14 protein-coding genes are annotated in these 19508 nt (G+C 66.4%); 8 read left to right on the top strand and 6 right to left on the bottom strand.

Annotated features, from left to right (window positions below):
- The first annotated feature begins 44 nt into the window (after positions 1-44).
- Complete coding sequence (locus tag AC1RHV_RS22350) at positions 45-2129, top strand: DUF4344 domain-containing metallopeptidase (RefSeq protein ID WP_192329912.1); 2085 nt, start codon at positions 45-47, stop codon at positions 2127-2129.
- Positions 2130-2199: 70 nt separating this feature from the next.
- On the opposite strand, the gene AC1RHV_RS22345 is transcribed toward AC1RHV_RS22350, so the two are convergent.
- The 4 genes from AC1RHV_RS22345 to risA all read right to left on the bottom strand — a co-directional run bounded on the left by AC1RHV_RS22345 (position 2200) and on the right by risA (position 5560).
- Positions 2200-2718: a carboxymuconolactone decarboxylase family protein gene (locus AC1RHV_RS22345; RefSeq protein WP_042796792.1), complete on the bottom strand. Its 519-nt coding sequence runs from the start codon at positions 2716-2718 to the stop codon at positions 2200-2202.
- Positions 2719-2792: 74 nt separating this feature from the next.
- Positions 2793-3341, bottom strand: coding sequence for a peroxiredoxin (locus AC1RHV_RS22340; protein WP_006389231.1), 549 nt, complete (start codon positions 3339-3341; stop codon positions 2793-2795).
- 55 nt (positions 3342-3396) lie between these two features.
- Positions 3397-4791 carry a sensor histidine kinase RisS gene (gene risS / locus AC1RHV_RS22335; RefSeq protein WP_059374934.1) on the bottom strand — a complete coding sequence of 465 codons (1395 nt, stop codon included), beginning with the start codon at positions 4789-4791 and terminating at the stop codon, positions 3397-3399.
- Positions 4792-4825: 34 nt separating this feature from the next.
- Positions 4826-5560, bottom strand: a complete 735-nt coding sequence (gene risA, locus AC1RHV_RS22330; protein WP_013392162.1) for a response regulator transcription factor RisA — start codon at positions 5558-5560, stop codon at positions 4826-4828.
- A 142-nt stretch (positions 5561-5702) separates the two neighbouring features.
- On the opposite strand from risA, the gene tsaB reads away from it, so the two are divergent.
- Both tsaB and AC1RHV_RS22320 read left to right on the top strand, forming a co-directional pair.
- The gene (gene tsaB / locus AC1RHV_RS22325) at positions 5703-6953 is read left to right on the top strand and encodes a tRNA (adenosine(37)-N6)-threonylcarbamoyltransferase complex dimerization subunit type 1 TsaB (protein ID WP_054450515.1); all 1251 of its coding nucleotides are present in this window, start codon (positions 5703-5705) and stop codon (positions 6951-6953) included.
- Positions 6950-7933, top strand: coding sequence for a uracil-DNA glycosylase (locus AC1RHV_RS22320; protein WP_175164314.1), 984 nt, complete (start codon positions 6950-6952; stop codon positions 7931-7933). Before tsaB ends, AC1RHV_RS22320 begins: the two co-directional genes overlap by 4 nt.
- A gap of 75 nt (positions 7934-8008) precedes the next feature.
- Here AC1RHV_RS22320 and lplT read toward each other — a convergent pair whose 3' ends face one another.
- The gene (gene lplT, locus AC1RHV_RS22315; RefSeq protein ID WP_054450519.1) at positions 8009-9322 is read right to left on the bottom strand and encodes a lysophospholipid transporter LplT; all 1314 of its coding nucleotides are present in this window, start codon (positions 9320-9322) and stop codon (positions 8009-8011) included.
- Positions 9323-9620: 298 nt separating this feature from the next.
- On the opposite strand from lplT, the gene smc reads away from it, so the two are divergent.
- From smc to ligA, 3 genes are read left to right on the top strand one after another with little or no spacing between them, the layout of a single operon-like run.
- Positions 9621-13154 (top strand): chromosome segregation protein SMC, encoded by a 3534-nt coding sequence (gene smc / locus AC1RHV_RS22310; protein ID WP_054450521.1) that lies wholly within the window; start codon positions 9621-9623, stop codon positions 13152-13154.
- Positions 13155-13200: 46 nt separating this feature from the next.
- Positions 13201-14280 (top strand): cell division protein ZipA C-terminal FtsZ-binding domain-containing protein, encoded by a 1080-nt coding sequence (locus tag AC1RHV_RS22305; RefSeq protein ID WP_492302000.1) that lies wholly within the window; start codon positions 13201-13203, stop codon positions 14278-14280.
- Positions 14281-16389, top strand: coding sequence for an NAD-dependent DNA ligase LigA (gene ligA, locus AC1RHV_RS22300; protein ID WP_492301998.1), 2109 nt, complete (start codon positions 14281-14283; stop codon positions 16387-16389).
- A gap of 22 nt (positions 16390-16411) precedes the next feature.
- On the opposite strand, the gene AC1RHV_RS22295 is transcribed toward ligA, so the two are convergent.
- Entirely contained in the window at positions 16412-17206 is a 795-nt protein-coding gene (locus AC1RHV_RS22295; protein ID WP_082400663.1) for an IclR family transcriptional regulator domain-containing protein, read from the bottom strand.
- Between the two features lie 149 nt (positions 17207-17355).
- Here AC1RHV_RS22295 and AC1RHV_RS22290 point away from each other — a divergent pair, with 149 nt between their 5' ends.
- Together AC1RHV_RS22290 and AC1RHV_RS22285 are read left to right on the top strand one after the other, a co-directional pair.
- Complete coding sequence (locus AC1RHV_RS22290; RefSeq protein WP_054450527.1) at positions 17356-18336, top strand: Bug family tripartite tricarboxylate transporter substrate binding protein; 981 nt, start codon at positions 17356-17358, stop codon at positions 18334-18336.
- A gap of 21 nt (positions 18337-18357) precedes the next feature.
- Positions 18358-19506 carry a M24 family metallopeptidase gene (locus AC1RHV_RS22285; RefSeq protein WP_054450530.1) on the top strand — a complete coding sequence of 383 codons (1149 nt, stop codon included), beginning with the start codon at positions 18358-18360 and terminating at the stop codon, positions 19504-19506.
- The last annotated feature ends 2 nt before the right edge of the window (positions 19507-19508 follow it).

The following is a 19508-nucleotide window of genomic DNA, read 5'->3' as shown; positions in this document are numbered from 1 at the left end:
TGGCATATTCTGCGCTACTTCATTTCGACTACTGAGACATTCGGATGCATTTACGTGGCATCGCCCTGGCTTCCATCTTCAGCGCGGTAAGCCTGCCCGCGCATGCGCAGTACGAGCAGCAGCTCGGCCCGCTGGCCGGCGCGGTCAAGCAGCAGATGCTTGAGGGCTGGACCGCCGGCGTGCAGGATGGATGGTTCACCCTGCACAACGCGAACAAGGCCGACAGCGAACAGACGCTGTACATGAATGTCGGGCCGGCGCCGGAATCGGGCCGGGTGACCGACGTCAATGTGGTCGTCAAGTCGCCGAATCCGAAAGCGTCCATCGGCGTGGCGCTGAGCAACCGCGCCAACAAGAGCCTGTGCCTGCTCGAACTCACGGCCGACAAGAATACGCTGCTGTTCTGTCTGCAGGGGAAGGATCGCCGCGACATCGCTGCGCTGCCCAACGTAGCGAAGCTGGACGGTACCGACCGCATCAGAGTGGTCGAGCTGCCCGGCGCGGCCCGTTTCATCGTCAACGGCCAGCAGATCGGCGATGTCAGCAATGAGCCCGCCACGGGCGCCGAGTTGGGAATCATGGCCTACGACGTAGGCACCTTCGGCGTTGCCGATTTCAAGATCACGATGACCGGCGGCCAATCCGCCGCGGCGCCGGCGGCCGGCACCTTGCCCGCGCGCGGCGGCAACGCAGGCGGGGGCACGGCGCAAAAGCCCCAGGCGCAGGCTCCGGCCGCTGGACAGGGTGGCGGTGACTACAACCCTGCCTTGCCGGGGGAAGGCCCCTATCCGCGCTTTGGCGGCGACACCATGCGCATTGTGTCGGTGTACATCGGCATCATGCGCAGCATCTTCATGCACGAGTTCGGGCACGCCCTGATCGGCGAGCTGGAGCTGCCCTCGACGGGGGCGGAAGAGGACGCGGTCGACATCTATTCGGCGCTGCAGATCGTCGAGCCGACCATGTATCCGTCGGACAACAAGGAAGTGAACACCATGGCGCAGGACGCGGCAAAGTACGCGGCCTTGCAGTGGTACTACAGCGGCAAGGTGGCCGAGCGCAGGGGGGCCGATGCCTCCTCGGCCTGGCAAGACGAGCACACTGGCGACCTGAAGCGTTTTCGCAACATGCTCTGCATCATGTACGGCGGCAACCCCGCCGTGTTCGAGTCCATTGCCAAACACGTCGGGCTGGAGGACCGGACCCGGGCGCGTTGCGCGGATGAATTCAACAAGCAGAACCGCGCCTGGAACAAGATCCTGGCGCCTCACACGCGCGTGGGCACCTGGACGCCCGAAGGCCAGCAGCCGGCGAATGCGCCCGGCGCGCCGGTGAAGGTGGTGTTCCAGCCGTCCAAGCGCAAGATCGGCAACTTGTTTGCGAACAATCTGTCCGAAGCGATCTCGAACAACATCAAGCTGCTGGGCGAACGCTACGTGCTGCCGCGCCCGGTCAACGTGGTGTTCAAGGACTGCGGCCAGCTCAATGCCTGGTACAGCCCGCGCGAAGGCTCGATCACCATGTGCTATGAGCTGATCGAAAACATCGCGGTGATGATTTCCGACATCGAGATGGGCACCGTGGGCGGCGAGGTCGCTCAGGCAGGGGCGGCTCCGGGCTCGGCTGCGCCGCGGCAGCAGCCGGCGCAGCCGGGGCAGGGCCTGCCCGCCAGCGCCATCGACGAGCTGAAGGACTTTGGCGTGCCGGCCACGACCATGCTGTTCACCGCGCCGTACAAGGGGCCGACGCCCAACAAGATCTACCGGGCCCAGGTGATCACGACCGCCGACCTGGTCGGGATGATCAAGAAAGACAAGAATCTCCTCATCGTCGATACCAGCGGGCTGCGCGACACGGTGCCTATCGGCTATCCGCTGACCGATGCGGGTTCGGACGGCAGCGTTACGGATCACCTGCAGCAAGGCTTCGACGCCTGGCTGTTGAAGAACAACGGTGGCGATCGCAAGGCGCCCGTCGTGGTCCTGGGCGCCGGCATGAACGATCGTTCCGCCTACAACGCGGCGCTGCGCGCCGGCACGCTGGGCTGGACCGTGTACTGGTACCGCGGCGGCGTCGAGGCGTGGGTCGCGAACGGCCTGCCCACCACGTCGAGCATGCCGAAGAAATAAACGGTCGGCGACGTAAATAAAAAGCCCGCCTGCGGTTACGCAGGCGGGCTTTTTTTTGCCGGACGGAGGCTTACTTGCCTTGGGCAGCCAGCGCCAGGGCGGCAGCGTTGACCACGGCGGCGATGCGGCCGGCATCGCGCAGCTGCTCGGTCGACAGGCCGTCATTCTTCAGGTTTTCGTAGTGCGAGGCCACGCAGAAGTGGCACTTGCCGATGATGGAGGCCACCAGGGCGAACAGCTCGAAGCGCTTCTTTTCCACGCCGCCGTGGGTGGCGTAGGCGTTCATGCGCAACTGGGCCGGCAGGCTCTTCAATTGGGCGTCGCCAGTCATTTCGACGTACGGATACCAGGTGTTGTTCATGCCCATGAGGGCCGAGGCCGTCAGCGCGGCGTTGGCGTCGCCTTCGGACAGGCCGCTCTTGAAGGCTTCGACCAGCACCGGGCTGCGCGCGGCGTAGGCGGCGGACAGCGCGGCGCCGACGGCATCTTCAGGAGCCAGCGTCGAGCGGGCGATCACGGCGTCCAGATTCAGGCGGATATCCTTGGCCCAATCCGGCAGTTGTTCCTTAATGGTCGTAAGAAATTCCATAGCTTTTACCTATAATCTAGAGCAGTTAAAGCCCAGCGCAGGACCCGCAATCGGGTCCCGGGCCGGGCTGGAAATTACAGCGTGGCGCCGCCAACCGTACGGTTGCACGGGCACAGCTCGTCGGTTTGCAGACCGTCGAGCAGACGCAGAACTTCTTCCGGGTTACGGCCGACGTTCAGGTTGTTCACCGAAACGTGCTGGATCGTGTTGTCCGGATCAACGATGAAGGTGGCGCGCAGGGCAACGCCAGCGCCCTTTTCACGCACGCCCAGCTGGTCGATCAGAGCGCCGGTGGTGTCGCCGAACTGGTAGTGACCCAGCTTGTTGAGGTCCGGGTGCTCACGGCGCCATGCCAGCTTGACGAATTCGTTGTCGCTCGAGCCGCCCAGCAGGACGGCGTCGCGGTCTTCGAAATCCTTGGCCAGCTTGTTGAAGCCGACGATTTCGGTCGGGCAAACAAACGTGAAGTCTTTCGGGTAGAAGTAGATGACCTTCCACTTGCCGGGGAACGAGCTTTCGGTGATGTCTTCAAACGCCGACACGCCGTTTTCTTCGTGCTGGTTGAAGCCGGGCTTGACGCCGGTGACCTTGAAGGGTTCGAGTTTGTCGCCAACAGTTTTCATGTTTACTCCCAGTTGTTGGTGGAATTAAGGCTGCGCCTCAAACCTTAATTCTACGCTATGGATTCTCGTTGTCTAATTGATAATTCCTAAATTTTGCTTTGGGCAACTCTATCCTTGCGGTCAGGCCGCCGCCCTCGCGCGGCAGCATGCGCAACGAGCCGCCGACATGCTTGAGCAGGCGTTCGACGATGGCCAGGCCCAGCCCCGCGCCGCTGACGCCAGTGCGCGCGGCTTCGCCGCGCGAGAACGGCCGCAACAGGCGGTCGACATCTTCCGGCGCGATGCCGGGACCGCGGTCGGACACCTCGATCACGATCATGGAGCCTTCAGCTTGCAGTGTCATGACGAGATGCGCCATGCCATCGGCCGAACGGCCGTAGCGGCGGGCGTTCTCGATCAGGTTGCTGACGATGCGCTTGAGGTCGAGCGCCGTGATGCGGGCGCGCAGGCCCGGCTCCAGCGTGGCGTCCAGCTCCCCGCCCAGGGATGCGGTATGGCTGCGTTCGCGTTCGTAGAGCTCGGCCAGCACCGCGGAGATGTCCGTGGCCAGCTGCGGCAACGTGCCGGCGGGACGCGCGTACTCCATCAACTGGCCGATACTGTGGTCGATCTGGCCCAGGTCTTCGTCGATGGCCTGGCGGGCGTCCTCGGATACGCCGCTCAACTCGATTTCCAGCCGCATGCGCGCAAGCGGCGTGCGCAGGTCGTGCGAGATACCCGCCAGCATCAGCTCGCGGTCGGCCTCCGCCTGTCTGAGGTCCTTGGCCATGCGGTTGAACGAGGCGTTCAGGTCGCGGATTTCCAGTGGTCCCTGCTCGGGCAGGGCGGCGGGGGTTTCGCCCCGCGACAGCACCTGGGCGGCCCGGGCCAGCCGCGACAGCGGCCGGTTGACGAAGCCCACGCTGACTGCGGCGCCCACCAGCGACAGCAATAGCGCCGTGGCGCCCCAGCCCAGCCATTCGATCCCGCCCGTCAGGCCGATCTGCTCGCGCTCGAACACCAGCCAATACAGGTCTTTTTCTATCTGGAAGCTGACCCAGAAGCCGGGCACCTGGTTGACGCCCCAGGCAATCTGCGTTTCCGGGCCGAAGCGCGTGCGGATGTGCTGGGCAACGCGTTGCCAGTAATCGTCGTCGGGGAGGGCTTCGGCGAAGTCGGTGACTTCGCGCGGATAGACCTGGATGCCTTCGTTGGTGGCCAGATCCAGCAGCAGCTTGCTGCGCTCGTCGTTATGCGAGTAGATCAGCGCGGTGCGCGTGATATTGACGGCCGTGATCACCCGCTGCGCCATTTGGTTGGCGCGCGGTCCCAGCTCCATGCTGAAGAATACTTGTAGCCACGCGCCCAGGCTGACGAGCATCAGCGCGGCGAGCAACAGGAACGTGCGGCCGAACAAGCCGAGCCGCAAACGTGATGTCAGGTTCCTGAAGGTTCTGCGCAAGCGGGGCACGAGGCTGCGCTCCTGCCCGGGGCGGGCGAGTCGGTCAGCTACCACCGTCCGGCACAAACACGTATCCGAGACCCCAGACGGTCTGGATGAATACGGGCTTGGACGGATTCGGTTCGATCAGCTTGCGCAGGCGCGAGATCTGCACGTCCAGGCTACGATCGAAGGCTTCGTATTCGCGGCCGCGCGCCAGTTCCATGAGCTTGTCGCGCGACAGCGGGATCTTGGGGTGGCGTGCGAACACCTTCAGCACCGAGAATTCGCCGGTGGTGATGGGCACCTGTTCGCCGTTGCGCGTGAGCGTGCGGGTGGACAGGTTCAGCGTGTAGGGGCCGAAGGCGATGGACTCGTTTTCCTGGCTGGGGGCGCCGGGATGTTCCTCGGTGCCGCGGCGGCGCAGGATCGCGTTGATACGCGCCAGCAGTTCCCGGGGGTTGAACGGCTTGGACAGGTAGTCGTCCGCGCCCATTTCCAGGCCGACGATGCGGTCGATTTCTTCCGCCTTGGCCGTCAGCATGATGATGGGGGTATTGTCGTGACCACCGCGCAGCCGGCGACAGATGGACAGGCCATCTTCTCCAGGCAGCATCAGATCCAGCACGAGCAGGTCGAAATGCTCGCGTTGCCAGAGTTTGCCCATCTCTTTGGCGTCTTCGGCAACGAAAACGTTGAATCCCTGCTCGGATAAGTACCGACGCAGCAAATCGCGCAAGCGCGGATCATCGTCGACGACGAGGATTTTTCGGGTGGGGGTGGTGTTTTGCGTATTCATGGCCGGAAATGTAACAGTGGCAAGAACCAGCGGCTAGTGGGCGTTCACAAGATATTACACATTGCGAACCATGGTTGAAATCCCCCTCGCATCCCCCTGATAACCGGGGGCGGAGTCGCGGTATTTCGTACAATCTGCATCTATGGAACTAAACCTGCTGGCTTTGGAAACTTCTTCGTCCCGTTGCGGCGTGGCCCTGTTGCGGGCGGCCGATGGCCGCCTGGAGGTCAGCGTCAGGGAACACGAGGGTTCCCAGGAGCACGCGGAACGGCTCTTGCCCATGGCCAACGAACTGCTGGCGGCGTCCGGACTGGCGCCAGCCGCCTTGCACGCCGTGGCTTTCGGCCAGGGGCCGGGCGGATTTACCGGCCTGCGGGTGGCCTGCGGAGTGGCGCAAGGCATGGGCCTCGGCCTGGGCATCCCCGTACTTCCCATTGTCTCTCATCAGGCGGTCGCCGCACAGGTGGAGGCCACGCCGGCGGACGCGATCGTGGTGGCGCTGGACGCCCGCATGAATGAGGTCTATCTGGCCGTCTACCGCCAGACGGACGTTTCAGATGGCGAAATCTCTTGGGAAGTCCTGCAGGCGCCGTTGCTGATCGCGGCGGCTGAAGTGGTGCCATGGACCGCCCATCACCTGCCGGCATGGTCGGCGCGCGCGGGCCGGCCGCTGGAACCGGTATTGGCCGGCGATGCCTGGGACGCCTACGCGTCCGAAATGGAATATCCCGGCGCCTGGCGCCGCGCCGACGCCAGGCGTCCGGAAGCGGCCAGCGTTGCCCGTTTGGGACGGCAGGGCTGGCTGCGGGGCGAAGCCGTGGCGCCCGAGTTGGCCGCGCCGCTGTACGTGCGCGACAAGGTGGCGTTCACCACTGCCGAGCGCATGCGGGGCGAGGGCGGCAATCCGAAAGCCCAGCCTTCGCTGGTTCCCGCGGTGCCTCAACCGATGACCGACGCCGACCTGGACGAGGTCGTGGCGTTGGAAGCGCACGTGCAGGCCTTTCCCTGGACCCGTGGCAATTTCGCGGACGCCCTGGCGGCAGGCTACGGCGCCTGGGCGCTGAGGCGCGAGGGCAAGCTGGCGGGGTTCTGCGTGCTCATGTTCGCGCCCGACGTGGCGCACCTGCTGGTGATCGCGGTAGCCAAGCCGCTGCACCGCCAGGGCCTGGGCGGCGTGCTGCTGGACTGGTGCGAGCAGCAGGCGCGTGAGCGCGGCATGGAGGGCGTGCTGCTGGAAGTGCGCCCGTCCAACGAGTCGGCCGTCAGCTTCTACAAACGGCACGGGTATCTGCAGATTGGCGTGCGCCGGGGCTATTACCCGGCCGAGAAAGGCGGCAGGGAAGATGCCCTGGTCATGCAGAAGCGCTTTGCGGCGGATGGAGCGGCGGCATGAGCCAGCCCAACATAGCGCCGCCGCCGGCCGCGCCCCGGGTCAATCCGCTGCAGCGCATCTGGCTGCGCGAGATCGGCATGGAGCGGCTGTGGCTGCGTCCAGCCCCTGCGCCCGGCAAACCGGCGGCCGAGGCGCAAGCCCTTGTTTCCAAGCCGGTTTTGCCGGCTGCGGCCCAGGATCCCGTCGCCGAGGCGCCGCTTGCGCCGCAGCCTGTCGCTCCGGTCGCGGCGGTCCCGGCGGTCCCGGCGCGCGAGGCATCACCCGCCGCCGCGGCGGCTCCTGCGGAACCCGCTCCCGGCCGCCCCGGCATACCGACGTCGATCCTGAACCGCAAAGGCCCGCCGCCGCCGCCGGCTCCCAAGGCCGAGGCCGAGGCGGCGCCTCCGCCGCCCGTGCCTGTGGCAGAAGCGATCCGGAATTCCACTCTGGAAGAAATGCACGACCAGGTCGTGGCCTGTTCCGCCTGCGGCCTGTGCAAGGGCCGCCGCAACGCGGTGTTCGGCCACGGCGGCCAACCTACGCGCTGGCTGGTGGTGGGCGAGGCGCCTGGCGAGCAAGAGGACCGGCAGGGGCAGCCCTTCGTGGGCCGCTCGGGCCAGTTGCTGGACGCCATGCTGTCGTCGGTGTCCATGAGCCGCGAGCGCGATGTGTTCATCACCAACGTCATCAAGTGCCGGCCGCCCGGCAATCGCAATCCCAAGCCTGAGGAAATCGCGGCCTGCAGTCCGTACCTGATGCGCCAGATTGCGCTGCTCAAGCCGGAGCGGATCCTGGTGCTGGGCCGTTTCGCGGCCCAGACGCTGCTGGGCACGGACGCCACGATCGGCAGCCTGCGCGGCCGCGTTCACCAGTTGAAGACGGATGAAGGGCGGGAGATTCCGGTAATCGTCAGCTACCACCCCGCCTATCTGTTGCGCAGTCCCAGCGAGAAGGCGCGCGCCTGGCAGGACCTGCGCCTGGCCGTGGCGCAATTGGCCTGAGCCTGGCTCCGCTATCTTTGGGCAAACAAAAACCGGGCGTCAGCCCGGTTTTTTCATTGCAGCGGAATCGCGCGCCTAGTGCGTGGAGTCCAGCGCGCGCCCATGGCCTTCCTGGCCGATCTGGTCGTGCAGTTCCGGGTTGGCCTGCAGGTTGCGCTTGCTCCAGCGCATGAAGACCACCATCAGCACGGCGACAACAGTGCCGAAGATCACGATGATGATGTTGATGGGCAGCTGCAGCCACAGCAGCAGCGTGTACATGGCGACCATCAGCAGGATGTTGAGCTGTTCGTTGAAGTTCTGCACGGCGATGGAGTGGCCGGCCGACAGCAGCACGTGGCCGCGGTGCTGCAGCAGCGCGTTCATCGGCACCACGAAGAAACCGGCCAGGCCGCCCGTGATCAGCAGCAGCAGGTAGACGCTCCAGGGCGAGTAGACCAGCGGCATCAGCAGCACGACCAGGCCCATGGCGGCGCCGACCGGCAACACGGCCAGCGCGCGGCGCAGCGGAATGCGGCCGGCCAGGATGGAGCCGACGACGGTGCCCAGCGCGGCCACGCCCATCAGCATCGAGGCCTTGTCCAGCTGGTATCCGAGATGGCTGCGGCCCCATTCGATGACGATCAACTGCAGCGTGGCGCCCGCGCCCCAGAACAGGGTGGTGACGGCCAGCGAGATCTGGCCCAGCTTGTCTTTCCAGAGCACACAGACATAGCCCCAGAAGGTGCGGATGAGCCGTACCGGGTTCTTTTGTTGCGGCGGGTAGCGCACGTGGGTGTGCGGAATCAGCAGGTTGCACAGCGCCGCCAGCAGGTACACGAAGGCGATGACCAGGATCGCGGCTTCGGCCGGGGTGTGGACCAGCTTGCCGATGAAGGAATGGCTGAGCAGGGCGGTGGAAACCGAGGACGAGATCAGCAGGCCGCCCAGCACCGTACCCAGGATGATGGAGAAGACCGTCAGGCCCTCGATCCAGCTGTTGCCCTTGACCAGCATGGCCGGGGGCAGCATTTCCGTGACGATGCCGTACTTGGCGGGAGAGTAGGCCGCGGCGCCGATGCCGACGATGCCGTAGGCCGCGCAGACCAGGTAGGTCTGGTATTCGGGGGCGACGCCGATGCTGGCATACGAGAACATCAGCATGCAGCCGGTCACTTTCAGGGCATTGGTGGAGAACATCACGCGGCCCTTGGGGAAGGAGTCCGCCAGTGCCCCGACAAAGGCGGCCAGCACGACATAAGCCAGCGCAAACGACCACTTCATCATGGGCGCCATCCAGTCCGGCCCATGCAGTTCCTGTATCAAGGCGATGGCTGCGATGAACAGCGCGTTGTCCGCCAATGACGAGAAGGCCTGCGCGGCCATGACCAGATAGAAACCACGTTTCAAGAATGTCCCCGTTCTCAGGCCTGGCCCCGGCCAGTCCGCGTGAAAATTTATGTGTCGTGCAAAAAAGTGTCAGGGAGTATAGCCGGACCCCAGACGGCGGCCATTGAGCGTTTGCCCGCGGATTGACCGCCGGCAAGCCTCAGGGACAACACGCCTTGACCCTTGCTGACGTTTGGGGACAGACTGCCTGCGGTATCATACGACCCATATGTGCGCCGGCCCTCCAGGGGCCGGTTTGCAATCTGTGCGGCAGGTCCGTTAACGCCTTTCGTTCAACCCACCCCGTCGTCATCGTACTGTGCGTCTTACTCAGCTAAAACTCGCCGGCTTCAAGTCCTTCGTCGATCCCACCGTGATTCCCGTGCCCAGCCAACTGGTGGGCGTGGTGGGTCCCAATGGCTGCGGAAAATCGAACATCATTGACGCCGTGCGCTGGGTGCTGGGCGAGGCCAAGGCCTCGGAACTGCGCGGCGAGTCCATGCAGGACGTCATTTTCAACGGCTCCGGCAACCGCAAGCCCGCGGCGCGGGCCTCGGTGGAAATGGTGTTCGACAACAGCGAGGGGCGCGCCGCCGGCCAGTGGAGCACCTACGCGGAAATCGCCGTGCGCCGGGTGCTGACCCGCGATGGCACCAGCAGCTACTTCGTCAACAACCAGCAGGTCCGCCGCCGCGACATCCACGACATCTTCCTGGGCACCGGCCTGGGTGCTCGCGGCTACGCCATCATTGGCCAGGGCATGATCAACCGCCTGATCGAGGCGCGCCCCGAAGAACTGCGGGTGTTCCTGGAAGAGGCGGCAGGGGTGTCGCGCTACAAGGAACGGCGTCGCGAGACCGAGAATCGCCTGTCCGACACGCGCGAAAACCTGACCCGCGTCGAAGACATCCTGCGCGAACTCAACAATCAGCTGGAAAAGCTGGAAGCGCAGGCCGAAGTGGCCACGCGCTACCGCGAACTCCAGGCCGACGGCGAAAAGAAGCAGCATGCGCTGTGGTTCCTGAAGGAAACCGGCGCGCGCGAAGAGCGCGCCAAGAAAGCCCAGGAGATGGCCCAGGCCCAGAATGAACTGGAAGCCGCCATCGCCGGCCTGCGGGCGGGCGAAGCTGCGCTGGAATCCCGCCGCCAGGCCCACTACGCCGCCAGCGACGCGGTGCACACCGCCCAGGGCGGGCTGTACGAAGCCAATGCGCAGGTCAGCCGCCTGGAAGCCGAAATCCGTCACGTGGTGGATTCCCGCAACCGCCTGCAGGCGCGTCGCGATCAGCTGCAGCAGCAGATCGGCGAGTGGACCGCCCAGCGCGAGCATTGCACCGAACAGATCGCCCAGGCCGAGGAAGACCTGGCCGCCGGCGCCGCCCGCACCGAAGAGGCGCGCGCCAAGGCCGAGGACGCCCAGGCCGCGCTGCCGGCCGTGGAGCAGCGCGTGCGCGAAGCCGCCTCGGGGCGCGACGAGATGCGCGCCGCGCTGGCCCGCGTCGAGCAGAATCTTGCCCTGGTGGCCCAGTCGCAGCGCGACGCGGACCGCCAGATGCAGGCCCTGGACCAGCGCCGCGAGCGCCTGCAACAGGAACTGCGCGAACTGCACAGTCCCGATCCGGTGCGCCTGGAGCAACTGGCTGGCGACCGAGCCGCCGGCGAAGACCAGCTCGAGGAAGCCCAGGAAGAGCTGGCCACCCTGGAAGGCCGCGTGCCCGAAGCGGACGCCGAGCGCAGCCGCGCCCAGGCCGCCGCCCAGACCGACGTGCAGAACCTGGCGCGCCTGGAAGCCCGCCTGTCGGCCCTCGTGAAGCTGCAGGAAGACGTGCAGAAGCAGGGGGCGCTGGAACCCTGGCTGGCCAAGCATGAACTGGCCGGGTTGTCGCGCCTGTGGCAGAAGCTGCACATCGAACCCGGCTGGGAAACCGCCCTGGAAGCCGCCCTGCGCGAGCGCATGGCTTCCATGGAAGTGCGCAACCTGGATTGGGCCCGCGCCTTCGCCGAAGATGCGCCGCCGGCCCGGCTGGCTTTCTACCAGTTGCCCGCCGCGGCGCCGACGCCTGCCGCGCCCGCCGGCCTGACGTCGCTCGCCAGCCTGCTGCGCATCACCGATCCCGACCTGCGCACGCTGCTGAATGAGTGGCTGGGCGGCATCTACACGGCTACCGACGTGACCCAGGCGCTGGCCATGCGCGCCAGCCTGCCCGCGGGCGGCGCCTGCGTGGTCAAGGCCGGCCATCTGGTCGACGCCCACAGCGTGCGTTTCTACGCGCCGGATTCCGAGCAGGCCGGCCTGTTGGCGCGCCAGCAGGAAATCGAGAACCTGCAACGCGAGATCAAGGCCCAGCAACTGATCGCCGACCAGGCGCGCGCCGCGGTCGCCCGCGCCGAAGCCGCCTGGCAGCAAGTGTCCCAGGCCATCGCCCCGGCGCGCCAGCGCGTGGCCGAGGTCACGCGCCGGGTGCACGACATCCAGCTGGAACACTCGCGCCTGCAGCAGCAGGCCGAACAGTCCGGCGAGCGCGCCTCGCGTCTGCGCCAGGACCTGGAAGAGATCAAGGTCCAGGAAGAAGACCTGCGCGCCACCCGCGAAGAGGCGGAAGCCCGCTTCGAGGCGCTGGACGAAGAGCTGGCCGAACACCAATCCCGTTTCGCCGACGCCGAGATCGACGGTGAAACCCTGGCGGCGCAGGCCGAAGCAGCCCGCGCCGGCCTGCGCGAACTGGAACGCGCCGCCCAGGAAGCCGAATTCGCCGAGCGCGGCATCCAGGTGCGTATCACCGATCTGCAGCGCAACCAGCAATTGGCGGCCGACCAAAGCCAGCGCGGCAGCGTCGAGCTGGAACAGCTGCTGGTGGACCTGGCCGAGCTGGACGCCTCGGCGTCCCAGGCTGGCTTGCAGGACGCCCTGGAAGCGCGCGCCGAGCGCGAGGAAGCGCTGTCGCGCGCCCGCCAGGAACTGGAAAATCTGGCGGCCCTGCTGCGCGGCGCGGACGAAGACCGCCTGCAGCAGGAACAGACGCTGGAGCCGCGGCGCGCCCGCATCATGGAACTGCAGCTGCAGGAACAGGCCGCGCGCCTGGCTGAAGAGCAGTTCACCGAACAGCTGAACGCGCGCGAGGTCGACCGCGAGGCGCTCGCCCAGGATCTGGCCAATCAGCCCGACGAATGGCGCCGCGCCAGCTGGCTGCAGTCCGAAGTCAGCCGCATTTCACGCCAGATCGAAGCCCTGGGCTCGGTCAACCTGGCGGCGCTGGACGAATTGAATACCTCGCGCGAGCGCAAGGGCTTCCTCGATTCGCAGCATCAGGACCTGATGACCGCCATCGAGACCCTCGAGGACGCCATCCGCAAGATCGACCGCGAAACCCGCGAGCTGCTGCAAGAGACCTTCAACGTCGTCAACGGCCACTTCGGCGAGCTGTTCCCCAAGTTGTTCGGCGGCGGCGAGGCCAAGCTGACCATGACGGGCGAGGAAATCCTCGATGCCGGGGTGCAGGTCATGGCTCAGCCTCCAGGCAAGCGCAACAGCACCATCCACCTGCTGTCCGGCGGCGAAAAGGCCCTGACCGCGACCGCCCTGGTGTTCGCGCTGTTCAAGCTCAACCCCGCGCCGTTCTGCCTGCTGGACGAGGTGGACGCGCCGCTGGACGACGCCAACACCGAACGCTATGCGAACCTGGTCGCCAACATGAGCGAGCAGACCCAGTTCCTGTTCATCTCGCACAACAAGATCGCGATGCAGATGGCCAAGCAACTGATCGGTGTAACCATGCAAGAGCAAGGGGTTTCGCGTATCGTTGCGGTAGACATAGACTCGGCCGTCCAGATGATGGCCTCCGAAGCGGCATAAACCCAATATTCAGAAGGGCGTCGGGGTTTCGGCGCGGGATTGATACATGAGTGATTTGCAGATCGGGCTGATAGCCCTGGGCGTATTGCTGATACTGCTGGTGCTGGGATTCAACTGGTGGCAGGACCGGCGCGTCCGGCGCAAGATGCAGACCCATTTCCCCTCCACCGAGCAGGATCCGCTGTTGGGGGCGGGCGCGGCAGCCGGCGCGTCTGCAACCGCGGGCGCAGCAGCGGCGCGCCGTGAGCCTGGCATGGGCGGCGAGAGCGCCCGTGCCCAGCCCGGTCAGCAGGCCCCGGTCGATGCCGGCAGCGATGCCGACGATACCGAAGAACCCGATCCCGCTTGCGAGGTGGTCATCGAGATCAACTTCGCCGACGCCGTGCGCGGCGCCGATTTGCTGCCCTACATGCAAAGCCTGCGCCACGTGGGCCGCAAGCCCATGCGCGTGTTCGCCGAAACCGATCAGCGCCGCCACCGCGCGCGCGTCCACGCCGGCGAATCCTACGCCTCCATGCAGCTGGCCGTGCTGCTGGCCAATCGCAGCGGCCCGCTGACCGCCATCGAATGGTCGCAGGCCTGGGCTCGCGCCCAGGACATGGCCGAGCGTTTCGACGCCACCATCGAAGGTCCGGACCAGCAGGCCGTACTGGAGCAGGGCGCCCGATTGGACGACACCTGCGCCGCCCTGGACACCCAGGTCGGCCTGACCCTGCTGCTGGGCGCCGCCCAGCCCGCCGCCGAGGTCCTGTCCGTGGCGCGCGACATGGGCTTCGTTGCCGACGGCAGCCGCCTGGCCTGGCTGGCGGAAAACGGCGTAGCCCGTTTCACGCTGGCGCGCGGCGACGGTGCGGCATTCGATGCCGGCATGGGCGGCATCGAACGTCTGTACCTGCTACTGGACGTGCCTTGCAGCCCGGCGGACGAGCGCGCTTTCGGCCGCATGGTCGACGTGGGCCGCGACCTGGCCGCTCGCCTGCGCGCGGACCTGGTGGACGACCAGGGCAAGCCGCTGGCCGATGGTTCGGAAACGGTCATCGACGAGCGTCTGCAGGTGCTGTTCGGCCAGCTCGAACAAGCGGGCCTGCCCGCTGGCAGCGAGCGCGCCCTAAGGGTGTTTGCATAAATGAGCGGCGCGACTGGCGGTGAAAACGCGGCGCAGGCCGCGGCGCGCTTGCGCGCCGAAATCGAACAGCACAACGTCCGCTACTACGTCTACGACGATCCGTCGATCTCGGACGCCGAGTACGACCGGCTGATGCGCGAACTGCAGGCGCTGGAGGCCGAGCATCCGGAGCTGGTGACGCCTGAGTCGCCGACGCAACGCGTGGGCGCGGCGCCTGTTTCGGCCTTTGGCAGCGTGCGCCATGTCGTGCCGATGCTGTCGCTGGGCAACGCCTTCGACGAAGAAGACGTGACCGCCTTCGACCGCCGCGTCACCGACACGCTGCGCGGCGCGGGTCTGCTGGGGCCGGCGCAGCAAGCCGATTACTTCTGCGAGCTCAAGCTGGACGGGCTGGCGATCAGCCTGCGCTACGAGGACGGCCGCCTGGTGCAGGCCGCGACCCGCGGCGACGGCCAGACGGGCGAAGACGTCACCTCCAACATCCGCACGATCAAGGCGATTCCGCTGCAGCTCAAAGGGGCATACCCCAAGGTGCTGGAAGTCCGCGGCGAAGTCCTGATGAACCGCGCCGACTTCGAAAAACTGAACCAGGCCCAGGCCAAGCGCGACGAAAAAGTCTTCGTCAATCCGCGCAACGCCGCCGCGGGCAGCCTGCGTCAGCTGGATCCGCGCATCACCGCCAAGCGGCCGCTGCGCTTCTTTGCCTATGGCTGGGGCGAGGTCCAGGGCTTGGCGGGCTCCCAGGGAGGGCTGTTCGCCGAAGCCTCGGCGGGGGCGGCCGAAGCCTCGCAATTGCCCGAGAAATCCCATGGCGCCATGCTGGACTGGCTGGCCTCGCTGGGCCTGCCGGTCAACGTCAAGCACAACCACCGCGCGCGCGGCGCCGAGGGCCTGATGGCCTTCTACGCCAAGGTCGGCGCGCTGCGGCCCGACTTGCCCTACGACATCGACGGCGTGGTCTACAAGGTGGACTCGCTGCCCGCGCAAAAGGTGCTGGGCTTCGTGGCGCGCGCGCCGCGCTTCGCGCTGGCGCACAAGTTCGCCGCCGAGGAAGCCACCACCACCTTGCTCGACATCGAGGTGCAGGTGGGCCGCACCGGCGCCATCACGCCGGTGGCGCGCCTGAAGCCGGTGTTCGTGGGCGGCGTCACCGTCACCAACGCCACGCTGCACAACGAAGACGAGATCCGGCGCAAGGACGTGCGCATCGGCGACACGGTCATCGTGCGTCGCGCGGGCGACGTGATCCCGGAAGTGTTGGGCCCGGTGCTGGAAAAACGGCCGGACGACGCCCGTGAATTCGTCATGCCCACGGCCTGTCCGGTCTGCGGCTCGGCCATCGAACGCCTGGAAGACGAGACCATCGCGCGCTGCACCGGCGGCCTGTTCTGCGGCGCGCAGCGCAAGCAGACGCTTTGGCACGCCGCCAGCCGCAAGGCGTTGGACATTGAAGGCCTGGGCGAAAAACTGGTGGATCAACTGGTCGACAGCGGCCGGGTCAAGACCCTGGCCGACCTGTACAGCCTGCGTCCGCTGGAATTGGTAGGCCTGGACCGCATGGGCCAGAAGTCCGCCGACAACCTGGTGGCCGCCATCGACAAGGCGCGCGCCCCCGGCTTGAACCGCCTGCTGTACGCGCTGGGCATCCGCCATGTGGGCGAGACCACGGCGCGCGACGTGGCGCGCCATTTCGGCAGCATCGACGCCATCATGGACGCCGATGAAGACGCCTTGTCCTCCGTGCCCGACGTGGGGCCGGTGGTGGCGGCATCGATCCGCCGTTTCTTCGCCGAGCAGCACAATCGCGACGTGATCGAGCAGTTGAAGTCGCAGGGCGTGAATCCCGTGGCCGAGGCTGCGCCGCAGGCTACGACGCTGGCCGGCAAGACCTTCGTGCTGACAGGCACGCTGCCCAATTGGACGCGCGAAGAAGCCTCGATGCGCATCCAGGCGGCGGGCGGCAAGGTCAGCGGTTCGGTGTCCAAGAAGACGGCCTATCTGGTGGCCGGCGAGGACTCCGGCAGCAAGCTCGCCAAGGCCCAGGAACTGGGCGTGGCGGTGCTGGACGAGGACGGCCTGAAAGCCTTGCTGGGCGAACAGGGCGGCTGAGGCCGCCCGCCCAGGCACAGAATCAGATGGTGCTGCGCGGCATCATGTCGCGGATGGCGGCGGCGGCGCGCTGCAAGGCCGGCAGATGCTGTTGCTTCAATTCGTCGGGCTGGCGGGAGCCCAGCACCATGCTGACGCTCAGGCCCGCCACCGCGCGGCCTTCGTGGTTGTACAGCGGCACGGCCACGCCCGCGAAACCATCCACCAATTCGCTGACCGAAATGCAGTAGCCGTCCTGGCGCACCTGCCGGATCAGCTTGCGCAGGGCGCTGCGCGACACGGTCGTGTAGGGCGTCAGGCGCTTCAGGTCCGCGCTTTCCAGATATGCGTCGAGCGCCTCGTCGTCCAGCGTCGATAGCAGCGTGCGGCCCAGGGAGTGGGCGTAGGCGGGCAGGCGGCTGCCCACCGACAGGTCCAGCTTGAGCAGCTTGGGGCCTTCTTCGCGCGCCAGGAACACGACATGTTGCCGGTCCAGCACGCCCAGCGAGCAGGTTTCCCCTACGGTCTGCGCGACTTCGCGCATGGTCGCGCGAGTCAGTTTGGGCAGGCTTAGCGAAGCGAAATACGCATAACCCAGGTCCATGACCTTGGGCGTGGGCGAGAAATTCCTGCCGTCCTGCCGCACATAGCCCAGTTTTTCCAGCGTCAGCAGAATGCGCCGCGACGCCGCGCGCGTCACGTCCAGTTGTTCCGCGGCCTCCTGCACGGTCACGCTGGCCACGCCCGTGGCGTAGATCTGCAGCAATTGCAGGCCGTTGGCCAGGCTGTCGAGAAACTCCTCTTTCCTTTCTTTCGGTTCCGGCAATGTCGTGTCCATGTATCGGCAGTCTTGTCGTTGGAGGCTCGATTGTAGTTTGACATCCGTGGCAATCTTCATAAAATGCCAATTAGCGAACAATTGTTCGTTAATTAGATGGGTCGGCCAGGGCACCCGCCCGGTACGTCCCGCAACAACGGAGACATGCCATGTGCAGGAGACTATTGCGCGCCTTGGGCGCATGCGCCCTGGCGGCGGGGGCGGCGGCCAGTTCCGCCGCCGGCGCGGCCGAGGCCTATCCCAGCAAACCCATCCGCTTCGTCGTGCCCGCCGCGGCCGGCGGACCTACTGAAATCGTCACCCGGTTGCTGGCCGAACGCATGACGCAGAGCATGGGCGTATCGGTCATCGTCGAGGCCAAGCCCGGGGCGGGCGGCAATATCGGGGCGGACGCCGTGGCCAAGGCGGCGCCGGACGGCTACACGATCCTGATGGGCACGATAGGCACCAACGCCATCAACCAGACCCTGTACAAGTCCATGCCGTTCCAGCCGTTGAAGGACTTCACGGCGGTGACGCAGGTCGTGTCGTATCCGCTGGTGGTGGTGGTCAACCCGAAGCTCCCGATCCACTCGGTGGCAGACCTCATCGCCTATGCCAAGGCCAACCCCGGCAAGCTCAACCGCGCCTCGGGCGGCAGCGGCACGTCCATGCACATGTCGGGCGAACTGTTCAACGAGATGGCCGGCGTGCAGATGCAGCACATCCCGTACAAGGGCAGCCTGCCCGCGCTCACGGACGTGATCGGCGGACAGGCCGACCTGGCCTTCGACAGCCTGGTCATCGCCCAGCCCCTGATCAAGTCCGGCAAGCTGCGCGCAATCGCCGTGACCGGGCCGGAACGTTCCCCAGCCGCACCCGACATCCCCACCGTGGCCGAAACCCTGCCGGGCTATGCCATGACGTCCTGGATCGGCGTATTCGCGCCCGCCGGCACGCCGCGTCCCATCGTCGAACGCCTGCAGCAGGAAATTGCCAAGGCGCTGGCCGATCCCCGCGTGCGCGAACAACTTGTTTCGCAGGCCGCGGATCCGGTGGCCAGCAAGCCCGACGACTTTGCGCGCTTCACAGCCGATGAAACCGAGAAATGGGCGCCTGTCGTCAAGGCTTCCGGCGCATCCGTTTCCTGAATCTCCAAGGAGGAGTGACACATGCAGTCCATCGATTTTCAGGCGCGCCGCAAGCGCGTCGCCCAACACGCGCGCGAACTCGGCTTCGATGCCTACCTGGGCACCCGCCAGGGCGCGCTGCACTACCTGAGCGGTGCATTCATGCCCTGGCGCGGCGCCGTGCTGGTCACGGCTGACGGCCACTGCGAGTTCATCTACTGGGCCATGGACGCCTCGCGAGTGCGGGTGGAAGGCCATGAGATGGAAATGTACGAGTTCGAGTTTTCCGACTTTCCGCAACTGATACGCCAGCGCCTGGAGCATCACGGACTGACGCGTGGCAAGGTGGCGCTGGACCTGTCGCACCCCGGGGCGGCGCAGGTGGCGCCGGGCATGCTGACTGCGGCCGAGTACTTCGACCTCACCAGCCATCTGCCCGACATCCGTTTCGCGAACGGCGTGGACGTGATCGACGACGTCATGCTGATCAAGGACGCTGCCGAGATCGAGCGCCTGCGCCATGCGGCGGAAGTCTCGGACTACGGTTTCGAGCAGGGCATGAATGCGGTGCGGGTCGGAGCGACCGAGAACGAGATCGCCGGCGAAATCGAGCGTGCGATCCGGCAACGGGGCAGCACCTGGTCCTGGGCGGTGACGGGCGGTACCGAAGTCGGGGCCGGCGAGCGCACGGGATTCCTGCGCGGCGTGACTCAGCAGGCGACCGACCGCGTCATCCAGCCGAACGAATTCGTGATCCTGGACCTGCATCCCTTGCTGGACCTCTACATGGCGGATACGGCATTGCCCGTGTTCCTGGGCAAGCCCGACCCGGTCCAGAGCAAGCTGATCGATTGCTGGGAAGAGACCGTGCAGACCATGCTGGCATCGTTGACGCCGGGCCGGCCGATAGCGGAGTGCGCCAGCCGCGGCATTGCCGTGTTCGAAAAGCACGGACTGAGCGAGTTCGGCCTGCCCCTGTTCGGCCACGGCCTGGGCACCTGCGCGCGTACCCGGCCCTTCATCAACCTGCGCAGCCGCGACGTCGTGACGCCTGGCATGGTGGTGGCGTTGGGCACGCACCTGTACCGCCCGGGCGTGGGCGGCATGCGGCTGGAGTATCCGGTGCTGATCGGAGAGCACGGCGCCGAGCCGCTGGTGCGCACCGAGGCCCGCGTGCACCGCCTTCCCTGAAC

Source organism: Achromobacter sp. GW823-FHT04E03 (assembly GCF_058796095.1).
The sequence above is the reverse complement of the archived record's forward strand: the minus strand, read 5'-3'. Positions and strand labels throughout refer to the sequence as shown.

Bases quoted from the DNA above. Each gene is read 5' to 3' on its own strand.
- AC1RHV_RS22295 (WP_082400663.1), bottom strand. From the start codon at position 17,206: ATGGACACGACATTGCCGGAACCGAAAGAAAGGAAAGAGGAGTTTCTC.
- ligA (WP_492301998.1), top strand. From the start codon at position 14,281: ATGAGCGGCGCGACTGGCGGTGAAAACGCGGCGCAGGCCGCGGCGCGC.
- AC1RHV_RS22350 (WP_192329912.1), top strand. From the start codon at position 45: ATGCATTTACGTGGCATCGCCCTGGCTTCCATCTTCAGCGCGGTAAGC.
- AC1RHV_RS22305 (WP_492302000.1), top strand. From the start codon at position 13,201: ATGAGTGATTTGCAGATCGGGCTGATAGCCCTGGGCGTATTGCTGATA.
- AC1RHV_RS22340 (WP_006389231.1), bottom strand. From the start codon at position 3,341: ATGAAAACTGTTGGCGACAAACTCGAACCCTTCAAGGTCACCGGCGTC.
- AC1RHV_RS22345 (WP_042796792.1), bottom strand. From the start codon at position 2,718: ATGGAATTTCTTACGACCATTAAGGAACAACTGCCGGATTGGGCCAAG.
- AC1RHV_RS22320 (WP_175164314.1), top strand. From the start codon at position 6,950: ATGAGCCAGCCCAACATAGCGCCGCCGCCGGCCGCGCCCCGGGTCAAT.
- tsaB (WP_054450515.1), top strand. From the start codon at position 5,703: ATGGAACTAAACCTGCTGGCTTTGGAAACTTCTTCGTCCCGTTGCGGC.
- AC1RHV_RS22290 (WP_054450527.1), top strand. From the start codon at position 17,356: ATGTGCAGGAGACTATTGCGCGCCTTGGGCGCATGCGCCCTGGCGGCG.
- AC1RHV_RS22285 (WP_054450530.1), top strand. From the start codon at position 18,358: ATGCAGTCCATCGATTTTCAGGCGCGCCGCAAGCGCGTCGCCCAACAC.
- risA (WP_013392162.1), bottom strand. From the start codon at position 5,560: ATGAATACGCAAAACACCACCCCCACCCGAAAAATCCTCGTCGTCGAC.